Here is an 11553-nt window from a genome sequence, read left to right as displayed (position 1 = left end):
GACGTCCCCGGGTGACACACGTGCGAGGAGCTGCCTGCATGTCGTCCCAGGTCACCGGACGGCCGACCGGTCCCGGCGGCACGGTGAAGGAGCGAGAGATCGCCGCCGAGCAGCGCTATGTCGACATCGCCTACGCGCGCCTGGAGGAGATGCGCACGGACGCCCAGGCCATGATCCAGGAGGGCTACCGCCAGTCGCTCGCCGGCACCAAGGGCTCGCTGGTGGACCGCGACGCCATGGTCCACCAGGCGGCCCTGCGCGCCCAGGCCCTCGACGTCGCCGACGACGGCCTGGTCTTCGGCCGGCTCGACCTCGCCCCCGGCGAGCAGGAATCCGGCGAGATCCGCTACATCGGCCGCATCGGCGTGCGGACCAGCGAGCACGACTCCCTGGTGATCGACTGGCGGGCGCCGGCCGCCGAGGACTTCTACCGCGCCACCCCCGAGGACCCGCGCGGCGTCGTCCGGCGCCGCGTCCTGCACTCGCGGGGGCACACGGTCGTCGACCTGGAGGACGACCTGCTCGACCCGGACGCGTCCGACGGGATGACGATCGTCGGCGACGGCGCGTTCCTCGCCTCGCTCGCCCGCACCCGCGAGGGCGAGATGCGGGACATCGTCGCGACGATCCAGCGCGAGCAGGACGAGGTGATCCGCGCGCCCGCCGACGGGACCGTCCTGGTGCGCGGCGCGCCCGGCACCGGCAAGACGGCCGTGGCCCTGCACCGCGTCGCGTACCTGCTGTTCCGGCACCGGCGCCGGTTCGGTTCCCGGGGCGTCCTGGTCATCGGCCCGAACCGCCGGTTCACCGCCTACATCGAGCGGGTCCTCCCCTCGCTCGGCGAGGGCTCGGCGACGCTGCGCTCCCTCGGCGACCTCGTCGACGGCGTGACCGCGACCGTCCACGACCCGCCGCGCCTCGCCCGGGTCAAGGGCGCGGACGCGATGACGACCGTGCTGCGGCGCGCCGTGACCGACCACGCGCCCGGCGCCCCGGACGAACTGCGCGTGGTGTTCAAGGGCGTCGTCGTGGCGCTCGACCGGGGCGTCCTCGACCGGATCAGGAGCGAGGTCCACCGGCGCAGCCGCGGCAGCGTCAACGCGGCGCGCGGCCGGGCCTCGGAGGCGCTCCTGGACGCCCTCTGGGACCGCTTCACCGAGATCGGGGGCCCGGACGCGGCCGAGGAGGCGGAGGGCGCCGAGACCGGGCTGTGGAACGCGATCCTGGCCGCGGACGGGCTCGCCGAGATCGACGAGGGGCCCGCGGGCGCCTCCGGCGGCCAGGGCGGCGGCCAGGGCGGCGGCCAGGGCGGCGACCCGAAGCGCGACCAGTTCGACGCGCGGGTCCGGGAGCAGCGCGCGTTCACCGACTTCCTCGTCGCCTGGTGGCCGATCCGCCGCCCGCTGGACGTGCTGCGCTCGCTCGGCGACCCCGCCCGGCTGCGCCGCGCCGCCGGGCGCGAGCTCGACCGCGCCGACGTCGAGCCGCTCGCCGGGTCCTGGGCCGGGGAGGACGCACCGCTCAGCTACCAGGACGTCGCGCTGCTCGACGAGATCGACGCGCTGCTAGGCTCGCCGCCCCGCCCGTCCCGCGGCCGCAAGGCGGCGCACGAGGACGACCCGTTCGTCGTGGACGGCGTCAACATCCTCACCGGCGAGGACGTGGTGACGGACGAGACGTGGGAGCCCGAGATGCAGGAGCTCACCACGTCCATCGAGCGGCTTGAGCAGTCCCGGCGCGTGGACGACGGCGTGGTGGAGGAGCGTCCCGAGTACGCGCACATCGTCGTGGACGAGGCGCAGGACCTCTCCCCCATGCAGTGGCGGATGCTCGGCCGCCGCGGGCGCCAGGCCAGTTGGACGGTCGTGGAGGACCCGGCCCAGAGCGCCTGGGAGGACCTCGCCGCCGCCCGCGCGGCCATGGAGGCGGCGCTCGGCGGCGAGCGGCCCGCCTCCCGGGGCCGCCGCCGGCCCCGCAAGCCCGCTCCCATCCGGGCCCGGCACGAGTACGAGCTGACGACGAACTACCGCAACTCCACCGAGATCGCCGCCGTGTCCGCGCGGGTGCTCACCCTCGCGCTGCCCGAGGCCCGCCCGGCCCGCGCCGTCCGCACGTCCGGCATCGACCCGGTCGTCCGCGTCGTCCCCGACCTGGGCCTCACCACCGCGCGGGAAGCCGCGGAGGAACTGTTCGGCCAGGTGGAGGGCACGATCGGCCTGATCGTCCCGCTCCCCCTGGACACGCGTCCCTGCGAGCCGGAGGAGCGGCCCGCCGAACCGGCCGCGCAACCGACCCTGTTCGACGAGCCGACCCTGTTCGACGAGCCGACGCCGCCCGGCGAACCCGTGCCGTCCGGCGAACCCGTGCCGTCCGGCGGCCCCGCACCGTCCGGCGAACCCGCGCCGGGAGGCGGGCCCGCCTGGACCGCGGCCGATCGTGAGCGTCTCGCGACCGGGCTGCCCGAACGGGTCCAGGTGCTCGACGTCCTTGAGGCCAAGGGGCTGGAGTTCGACGCCGCGGTGATCGTGGCGCCGGAGACCATCGCCGCCCAGTCTCCGCGCGGCCTGCGCGTCCTCTACGTCGCCGTGTCCCGCGCCACGCAGCGCCTGACCGTCCTCACCGGCGACCCGGAATGGCGCGACACGCTCCTCACCGGCCGACGCGGGGCCGCGTCGCGGCGACCGTGAAAAGTGCGCGGGTGCGCGGTTAGGCTGACGCTGCCCCAATTCGCACGGGTGGACGGAGAGCCATGAGCGGCCGAAACCCCGCGCCCCGGCGCAGCTACGGCGGCCGTTCGGCCGAGGAGCGCCGCGCCGAGAGGCGGGGGCGCCTGCTGGCCGCCGGCCTCGAACTGTTCGGCACCCGCGGCTACGCGGCGACGTCCATCGAGCGGCTCTGCGCGACGGCGAGCGTGTCCACCCGCAACTTCTACGAGGAGTTCTCCGGGCGCGAGGAACTGCTGCTCGCCCTGCACCGCGACATCAACGAGCGCGCGGCCGACGCCCTGGCCACCGCCTACGCCGAGGCCGCCGGCGCCGACCTGCCCGCCCGCGTCGAACGGGCCGTCCGCGCGTTCGTCACCGTCACCGCCCGCGATCCCCGCTGGGCCCGCATCGCGTTCGTCGAGGTCATCGGCGTGAGCGCGGGCCTGGAGCAGCACCGCCTGCACTGGCGCGCCCGCTGGGAGGACACGCTGGTCGAGCTGGCCGCCGAGGCCGCCGCCCGGGACGAGGCCGTCGACCGCGACTACCGCCTCACCATGATCGCCATCATCGGCGCCGTCAACAACCTCGTCCACCACTGGTCCGCCCGCGGCCAGGACATCCCCCTCGACGACATCACCGCCGAGCTGACGGCGCTTATCTGCAGTGCCCTTGGGCGTCAGGCGCCCGAGGACACCTGACCCCAGAAGCCCAGCCACCACCCCAACCCCGCAACGACCCAAACCCCTGCGATCGCGTCCGAAGGCAGGTTTCAAGCGAAGCAAGAAACCTGATCGCGCAGCGAGCCGCAAGGCGAGTTCGGAGCGATGCAGCGATCGCACGCAGTGCCCGCCGAAGGGAGGGCCCTCCAGGGCCCGACCGCCAAGGGAACTGCAAGCAAACACAGCAGCGATCGCACGCAGTGCCCGCCGAAGGGAGGGCCTTCAAGGCCCGACCGCCAAGGGAACTGCTAAATAACAGGCGGGCGGCCTGTTCTGGTCATGCGCCAAGAGGTGCGCCAGGTGATGGGGCGGCGGGGGCCGGCGGGTTTGCGCCAGCCTTCTGCGAAGCCCTTGAACCACGGTTTGAGGGCGCTCGGCTTGCGCTCTCGGAGGACGGTCATGGCGACCCACACGGCGAGGTAGGTGAGGGCGATCGGCCACGGGAGGTTGCGGCGGGCCAGCCAGACGCGGTTGCGGGCGTTGTAGCGGTAGAACATGTCGTGCCGGGTGGGCAGGACGGCCGGGTGGAACATGACCGCGGACGCGTCGTACACGATCCGGTAGCCGGCGTTGAGGATCTGCCACGCGAGGTCGGTCTCCTCGTGGGCGTAGAAGAAGTCCTCGGGGAGGCCGCCGCCGGCGTCGAAGGCGGTGCGGCGGACGGCGCAGGCGCCGCCGAGGAACGTGGTGACGGCGGAGGAGCGTTCGGGGTCGCCGGCGCGCAGCCGCGGCACGTGCCGGCGCTCGCCGCGCCCGCCCTCGGGGTCGCGGACGCGGAACGAGACGACGCCGAGGTCGGGTTCGGCGGTGAACCGGTCGCGCAGGTACGTGCCGAGGCGGGTGGAGCGGTACCAGCCGTCGTCGTCCAGGAAGAGGATCACGTCGCCGGAGGACGCCGCCACGCCGCGGTTGCGCCCGGCGGGGATCCCGACGTTCTTCGGCAGGCGGAGCAGGGTCACGCGCTCGTCGTCGAAGACGGGGTCGTCGCCCGGACGCCAGTCGCCCGCGACGCCGTTGCCGACCAGGACGACCTCGACGCCGACGTGTTCCTGGTCGAAGGCGCTGCGCACCGCGCGGGCCAGTTCCTCCGGGCGGTTGCCCATGGTCAGGACCACGACGCTGAGCGCGACGCCGCCGTCCGCGCGAGTGCCGGGGGGCTGTTCGAGCGGGTCCACCGAGTCCCCGTCCAAGGAGTCCTCGTCCAGGCTTGAGGTCACTTCAGCCTCCGCGACGCGAGGATGCTGACCAGGTGCAGGACGGTCTGGACGACCGCGACGGCGGCGACCGCGGCCATGAGGACGCGCATCGCTGCCGGGGAGTCGCCGCCGAGGACGGTGTCGATCACGGCGGCCGCGAGGATCAGCAGCGAGAGCTCGACCGCGCCGATGATGCGGTGGAAGCGCAGCATCGACGCCGCCTGCCGGGCGAGGGCGATGCCGGAGGAGCGGGGGCGCAGCGCGCGGTCGCCGCCGGCCGGGTCGGCGGGCAGGCCCGACTTGGCGCGGGCGACGACGACGTTGTCGGTCTCCGCCTTGATCAGCGCGGCGCCGAGGGCGGCGAGGAGGCCGAGCTCGACCCAGCCGCCGCTCTCCCAGCCGCCCTGGGCGGCGAAGCCGAGGCCGATCAGGAGGGCGACCTCCGACAGGTAGTGGCCGATCCTGTCCAGGAACACCCCGGCGACCGAGGTCCGCCGCAGGTAGCGGGCGACCTCGCCGTCCACGCAGTCGAGCAGCAGGTACACCTGGATGAGCGCGGCGCCGCCGAGCGCCGTCCACAGCGCGGCGGTGCCCGACACGGGCAGCGACACCACGACGCCGGCGAGCACCCCGCTCGCCATCATCAGGTAGGTGAGCTGGTTGGGGCTGAACCCGAGGCGCAGCGCGGCCCACGCGAAGTACGGGGACAGGTCGCGCATGTAGAGGCGTCCGGCCCAGTGCTCCTCGTTGCGCCGGTCCTTCAGGCCGGGCGGCTGGCCGTAGCGGCGCACGTCGGCGACGGAGGCGCCCTTGCGGTGCGGCCGGTGCTCGTCGGCTGCGGGCTCCGGGGGGCGGTCTCGCCGGGGGGACTCAGCCTCCATGGGCCTGGACATACTGTTCCACCGCCTTGAGAGTCTGACCCTTGTCGAGGCCCAGGTACTCCAAGATCGTATAGCGGCCCGGCCGGGTCCGCGGGGCGTACAGGACGGCGTCGGCGAACTGCTCGACCGACAGCCCGACGTCGCCGGGCAGGCGCGGCAGGCCGTGCCGGCCGAGGCACGTCATGATCTCCTCCAGCCGGTCGGCGCCCTCCCCGAGGTGGGTGGCGCGCAGGTGGTAGCAGAACGCGGTGCCGATCCCGGCGAGCTCGCCGTGGTTCGCGGTGTCCGGGTAGAGGTGGTCTATGGCGTGCAGGATCTCGTGGTCGCCGCCGCTCGCGGGACGGGAGTCGCCCGCGAACGCCATCGACATCCCCGACAGGACCAGGCTCTCGGCCAGCACGGTCAGGAACCGGTCGGACTCGATCGACTGCGGCTGGTGCAGCAGCGCCTCGGCGGCGGTCCGCGCGACGGTCAGCGCCATCCGGTCGACCCGCTCGCCGCACTCGGCGGCGGCGAGGAGCCAGTCGTCCACGGCGGAGAAGTTGCTCAGCACGTCGCCGACTCCGGCGCGGACGAGCCGTTCGGGCGCGGCGCGCACGTAGTCGAGGTCGACGACCATGGCGAGCGGCATCACGACGCCGAACGAGCCCTTGCCGTTGTCGTGGGTGAGCGAGGCGACCGGGGAGCAGATCCCGTCGTGGGACAGGTTCGTGGCGACCGACACCATCGGGATGCCCGACAGCGTCGCCGCGTACTTGGTCGCGTCGATCGTCCGGCCGCCGCCGATCCCGACGACGGCCTCGTAGGATCCGGCGCGCAGCTTGCCGGCCAGATCGACGGCCGCGTCCACGGTGCCGCCCGCCACCTGGAACACCTCGCAGGCCGACAGGGAAGGCCGGACGTGGTCGGCGATCTGGTCGCCCTGGCCGGGGCCGACCGCGATCGCCACGCGTCCCTCGGTGGCGATGCGCCTGTCGGCGAGCAGGTCGCCGAGGGCGGCGACCGCGCCGCGCCGCACATCGATGGAGAGCGGCGCGTTCAGCATCCGCGTCAGCAGGGGCATGGGCCTCCTCGTCGTCCGCGCTGTCGGGGGCGGGCTAGTAGCCCTTGGCGATCCGGCGGGCCTTCTCCAGATCGTCGTGGTTGTCGACCTCGACCCAGTCGACCTCGCCGATCGGCGCGACGCCGATGCGGCCGCCGCGGTTCACGTGCTCCTGGTAGCCGTCCTCGTAGTAGAGGTCGGGGTCGCGCTCCCAGGTGGCCTTGAGGGCGTCGGCCAGCGGTTCCGCGGCTGCGGGCTCGATCAGCGTGGCGCCGATGTACTCGCCGCCGGCGGTGGACGGGTCCATCAGCTTGGTGATGGTCTTCAGGTGGTCCTCCCCGTCGAGGATGACCTTCATCTCCTCGTCGGCGAGAGTTTTCACATTGTCCACGGCGAGGAGGATGTCCGGCCCACGGGCGGCCAGTAGCGTCTTCTCGACGCTCACCGGATGGACCGTGTCGCCGTTGACCATGAGGACGCCCTTGGAGAAATGCTCCCGAGCCAGCCACATGGAGTAGGCGTTGTTCCACTCCTCGGCCTTGTCGTTGTGAACCAGCGTGATGTTCACGCCGTACCGCTCCTCGAGTGCGGCCTTGCGCTCCTCGACGGCGCCCGCGCAGTACCCGACGACGATGACGACGTCGTTCAGGCCGACCTCGGCGAGGTTGCCCAGGGCGATGTCGAGGATGGTGGTCTCACCGTCCACGGGGACCAGGGCCTTGGGGAGGGTGTCGGTGTAGGGCCGCAGCCTCCGGCCCGCCCCTGCCGCCAGCACCATGCCGATCATGCTTCCTCTTCCTTCAGGTCGACCATCACGCCGCTGCCGCGACCGCGCGCCCACGCGACGACGCCCTCGGCGCCGAACAACACGCCAAGGTAGGCGGCCAGCGCCGCGTACGCGAACGGGAGCAGACCGGAAAGGCCCGCGACGGCCGCGAACAGCATCCGGCCCTCCCAGCCGAGCCCGGCGCGCAGGACCCACTCCCGCGGCCGGCGCCCCTGGCGGGTGCGGTACACGATGTCGTGGTGGTGGAGCGCGAGAACCGCGATCAGCACGTAGACGAGCGGCGCCGAAACCGCCTGCGCGAACCCCAGCACGGCGAGGTAACCATACTCGATCCCGCGCGAAATGGGCGGTGCGAGCCAGTCCAGGCGCCCGTCGTGCGGGTGCGCGGACGCGGGCCCGGCCAGCAGCAGGGCGATGACCGGGGCGAACAGGGCGGGAGCCGGCCCGCCCCGCGGCGGCAGGGCCAGCAGGACGCCGGTCAGGGCCGCCGCCGCGACGGCGGCGGGCAGCGGCGCGAGCCGTCCCCGCGCCATCCGGCCGAGCGCGCGGCTCGCCGGGCCGTCGTCGCGGTACCCCCGCAGAGTGCCGGCCGTCACGCGAAGGACCTCGCCAGGCGTCGCACGAGCATGACGGCGGCGACGATCGACCCCCAGGTCAGAAGCACCGCGAACACCGGCCGGGGGCCGCCGAGGGCGGCGACGACCGCGATCAGCGCGACCCTCTCGCCGAACGGCAGCGCGAGACTGCGCCCGGCCCGCCGCAGGAACACGTCCCGGCGGGACGGCCCGGCCTCGCTCCCCCCTGGTGCTCTCCTCGCCGGGTAGGCGCCGCTTGCCGAGAACGACGCCTCGGCCGTGTCGCGGACGGACAGCAGCACGACGGCCCCCAGCGCCGCCCACCACAGGTTCCCCGCGGCGGCCCCGGCCGCCAGCCCCGCGTAGGCACCGGTCTCCTTGACACGGTCGAGGAGACCGGCGGCCCAGCCGCCGGACGAGCCGCTCCGGTGGGCGCCCTCCCCGTCCACCCGCCCCTGGGCCACCTCGCCGAGGACGAACGACACGCACAGCAGCAGGGCCCCGGTGACCAGCCCGCCGCGCGTGCCGGCGGAGAACCAGACCGCCGCCAGCATCGCGGCGACCAGCGAGAGCGCCGAGACGGCGTCCGGTGTGAGCCCGCGCCGGGCGGCCCACCGCGCGACGGACGGCGCGCACGGGCCGACCACGCAGGCGTCGATGAGGCCCGCGCCGATGAGGCCTGCGCCGGCGCGGCCGTCGTCCACGGCTTCGACCGCCTCTCGGTCCGGGCGGATGTTCGCGGGGTGGTCCGGTACGTTGAGCGTGACCGGACGGTCGCACCGGAGCGCCTGATCCATCGGGGCCCTCCGGCCGTTCGGGAATCACGGGCAGGTGCACAGCGTAGTTGCCCGGTGACCGTGTGTCCTGGAAGTCGAGGTGGAATGGCGACGCCGACCGTTGCGGTGGTCCTTGCCGGAGGGACCGGCGAGCGCATGGGCGCGGGACGCCCCAAGCAGCTCGTCGACGTCGGCGGGCGCCCGATCCTGGCGCACGCGATCGGCGCGTTCGACTCGCATCCGGACATCGGCGAGGTCGTGGTCGTGATGGCGGCCGGGCACCTGCGCGAGGCCGCCGCGATCGCCGCGCCGTTCCGCAAGACGGCGGCCGTCATCGAGGGCGGCGACACGCGCACCGCGTCCACGGTCGCGGCGCTGCGCGCGCTGTCCGGGCGTCCCGCCGACGCCCGGGTCCTGTTCCACGACGCCGCCCGCCCCTTCGTGGACCACGATGTGATCGGCCGCGTCCTGGACGCCCTGGACGGCCACGAGGCCGTCGCCGTCGGCCTGCCCGCGTCCGAGACGATGGTGGTCGTCGAGGACGGCGTGGTCGCCGCCATGCCGCCGCGCGAGACGATGAGCCGCTTCCAGACCCCGCAGGGCTTCCGCCTCGGCACGATCCGCAAGGCGTACGAGCTGGCGGCCGCCGATCCGGCGCTGCGCGCCACCGACGACTGCGGCATCGTGCACCGCTACCTGCCGGACGTGCCGATCCGGGTGGTCGCGGGCAGCGAGCGCAACCTCAAGGTCACCCAGCCGCTCGACGTCGTGGTCGCCGAGCACCTCGCCGCCGCGGACGACCGCTGATCGTCGAGCCGGCGGCTCACTGCGGGCGGTTGCCGCCGTACACCTGGGTCCATTCACCAGGGTTGTCGTCGTTCGAGCCGCCTCGGGGGGACGACTCCGGCCTGTCGTCGGCGGGCGGCGCGGGAGCCGCGGGCGCGGCGGGAGGACCGGACGGCGGCGGAGGCGGGTTGGCCGTGCCCTGCTGAGCGGGCGGCTGCCCGTACTGGGGCGCGCCCTGCCACGGCGGGCTCTGTCCCGGCCCGGGAGGCGCCTGCGGCGGCTGGTGCGGCTGGTGCGCCCCCATGGGCGGCTGGGCGCCGTGCATGGGAGGCGGCCCCATCGGTGCGGGCGGCGGCGTCCCGCCGAAGCGCGGCCCGGCTCCGGTCGCGCTGGACGCCTTCCAGCGCGACGGCGCGACGGACGCGACCAGGAGGGCGATGCCGAGCAGCAGGAAGATGCCGTAGGGGCCGAGCAGCAGGTAGCCACGGTCGAGTTCGGAGGGCAGTACGTCACGCCCGGTGTTGCTGAACGTCCATCGCGGCGAGACGATCCACAGCGCTCCGATCAGCGAGTACACCACGCCGGGGACGAGCGAGGCGACGGGCGACAACCGCGAACCGGCCAGCAGGCCCGTCAGCACGGCCGCCACCAGGATCACCGCCGCGCCGAGCCAGCGGTCGCCCCCCTCGAACCTGAACGTCCGCACGCTCATGCCGAGCTTGTTCGCGCCGTACATCAGGCAGGCGGCGATGATCGGCGTCACGACCACGCCGACCAGGACGCCGAGGCCGTGACGTGCTCCGTTGGACATGGCCACCTCCAAAACCGAGCCGGGCGGCAGCGGTCCGCCCAACCTAACCCTGACACGACGTGGGACGGCAGGGGGTCGCAGGTGGTTTCCCGCTCAGCGCCGCTAGTGGACGGATTGGCCGGGTTTGACCGGTGTCGGCTGGCCGAGCCGCGGGGGGCTGGTCAGGAAGCCGACGCCCCAGGTCAGGTGCATGGTGGCGAAGACGAGCGGGAGCCGCAGCCAGGCGGACAGGGGCAGCCCCCGTCCCTCCACGGCGGCGCCCGCGACCATCGCGGCCGCGTACCCGCCGGGCAGCAGCCAGCCGGGCCAGAACCCGAACAGCCCGGCGACCGTGCCCGCGGTGATCGCGACGACGGCGATCGGCGGCGCGAGGTAGCGCAGGTTGAGGGTGCCCTGGTGCTCGCGCCCGACGACGCGGCGCCAGCGGCCGGTGTGGAAGTACTGCTTCGCGAGGGCCCGCAGGTTGGGGCGCGGGCGGTAGGTGACCCGCATCCGCGGGGTGAAGAAGATCCGGCCGCCGGTCTCGCGGATGCGGTGGTTCATCTCCCAGTCCTGGGCGCGGACGAACGTCTCGTCGTAGCCGCCGACGCGGTCGAGCGCGCTGCGCCGGAACGTCCCGAGGTAGACGGTCTCGACCTCGCCCGCCTCGCCGCCGGTGTGGAAGCGGGCGTTGCCGACGCCGAGCTTGGACGTCATCGCCCGCGCCACGGCCTTCTCGAACGGGGTGACGCCCTCGGCCGCCATGATCCCGCCGACGTTGTCGGCGCCGGTCTCCTCCATCGTCTCGACGGCGGCGCGGACGTAGTCCGCCGGCAGCAGCGAGTGCCCGTCCACCCGGACGATGATCGAGTACTGCGACGCCTTGATCGCGATGTTGAGGCCCTGCGGGGTGCGTCCCGTCGGGTTGGCGACCATCAGGACGCGCGGGTCCTCGGCGGTGAGGCGCTGGGCGATCTCTTCGGTGCGGTCGCGGCACGGCCCGACGGCGAGCACGAGTTCGAGCTCGCCGGGATAGTCCTGGGACAGGATGCCGCGCACGGCCTCGGTCAGATGGCGCTGCTCGTTGAGGACCGGCATCACCACCGAGACGGCGGGCCAGGTGCGTTCACCGGAGTCGGAACGGGGCTTCACGGCGTACTGGGTTTCCTGGTTCGTGACGCGCTGGAAATGGGGAGACGGATTCATGTGGGCTCGTGGGCGCCCCGGCCCGGGGACCGGAATGAGCGCCCCATTCCTCTCTTGCTCGCTCGTCTGACGCAGCCCACGCCACCCAGT

General features: G+C 73.9%; 11 protein-coding genes. 3 read left to right on the top strand and 8 right to left on the bottom strand.

Going from position 1 to position 11553, the window contains the following annotated elements:
* The first annotated feature begins 38 nt into the window (after positions 1-38).
* Positions 39-2687: an AAA family ATPase gene (locus tag E1281_RS02940; protein WP_243716512.1), complete on the top strand. Its 2649-nt coding sequence runs from the start codon at positions 39-41 to the stop codon at positions 2685-2687.
* A 62-nt stretch (positions 2688-2749) separates the two neighbouring features.
* Positions 2750-3403, top strand: coding sequence for a TetR/AcrR family transcriptional regulator (locus E1281_RS02930; protein ID WP_131875545.1), 654 nt, complete (start codon positions 2750-2752; stop codon positions 3401-3403).
* Positions 3404-3672: 269 nt separating this feature from the next.
* Here E1281_RS02930 and E1281_RS02925 read toward each other — a convergent pair whose 3' ends face one another.
* From E1281_RS02925 to E1281_RS42510, 6 genes are all read right to left on the bottom strand, one after another.
* Entirely contained in the window at positions 3673-4527 is an 855-nt protein-coding gene (locus E1281_RS02925) for a glycosyltransferase (protein ID WP_131875570.1), read from the bottom strand.
* 110 nt (positions 4528-4637) lie between these two features.
* Complete coding sequence (locus E1281_RS02920; protein WP_131875544.1) at positions 4638-5501, bottom strand: CDP-alcohol phosphatidyltransferase family protein; 864 nt, start codon at positions 5499-5501, stop codon at positions 4638-4640.
* The gene (locus tag E1281_RS02915; protein ID WP_131875543.1) at positions 5491-6564 is read right to left on the bottom strand and encodes an iron-containing alcohol dehydrogenase family protein; all 1074 of its coding nucleotides are present in this window, start codon (positions 6562-6564) and stop codon (positions 5491-5493) included. Before E1281_RS02915 ends, E1281_RS02920 begins: the two co-directional genes overlap by 11 nt.
* Positions 6565-6598: 34 nt before the next feature.
* Positions 6599-7330, bottom strand: coding sequence for a phosphocholine cytidylyltransferase family protein (locus tag E1281_RS02910; RefSeq protein WP_131875542.1), 732 nt, complete (start codon positions 7328-7330; stop codon positions 6599-6601).
* Positions 7327-7926, bottom strand: a complete 600-nt coding sequence (locus E1281_RS42515) for a DUF5941 domain-containing protein (RefSeq protein ID WP_131875541.1) — start codon at positions 7924-7926, stop codon at positions 7327-7329. The genes E1281_RS02910 and E1281_RS42515 overlap by 4 nt, the downstream gene beginning before the upstream one ends.
* Positions 7923-8702 (bottom strand): DUF5941 domain-containing protein, encoded by a 780-nt coding sequence (locus E1281_RS42510; protein WP_131875540.1) that lies wholly within the window; start codon positions 8700-8702, stop codon positions 7923-7925. Before E1281_RS42510 ends, E1281_RS42515 begins: the two co-directional genes overlap by 4 nt.
* Positions 8703-8786: 84 nt before the next feature.
* Here E1281_RS42510 and ispD point away from each other — a divergent pair, with 84 nt between their 5' ends.
* Positions 8787-9488, top strand: coding sequence for a 2-C-methyl-D-erythritol 4-phosphate cytidylyltransferase (gene ispD, locus E1281_RS02895; RefSeq protein WP_131875539.1), 702 nt, complete (start codon positions 8787-8789; stop codon positions 9486-9488).
* Positions 9489-9504: 16 nt separating this feature from the next.
* Here the strand turns inward: ispD and E1281_RS02890 are convergent, their stop codons facing one another.
* Positions 9505-10278, bottom strand: a complete 774-nt coding sequence (locus tag E1281_RS02890; RefSeq protein WP_131875538.1) for a hypothetical protein — start codon at positions 10276-10278, stop codon at positions 9505-9507.
* A 102-nt stretch (positions 10279-10380) separates the two neighbouring features.
* On the bottom strand, positions 10381-11463 hold the full coding sequence (locus E1281_RS02885; protein WP_131875537.1) for a glycosyltransferase family 2 protein: 1083 nt from the start codon (positions 11461-11463) through the stop codon (positions 10381-10383).
* Positions 11464-11553 lie beyond the last annotated feature (90 nt).

It is taken from the genome of Actinomadura sp. KC345 (assembly GCF_004348515.1).
In the GTDB taxonomy this organism is placed as follows: domain Bacteria; phylum Actinomycetota; class Actinomycetes; order Streptosporangiales; family Streptosporangiaceae; genus Spirillospora.
The sequence above is the reverse complement of the archived record's forward strand: the minus strand, read 5'-3'. Positions and strand labels throughout refer to the sequence as shown.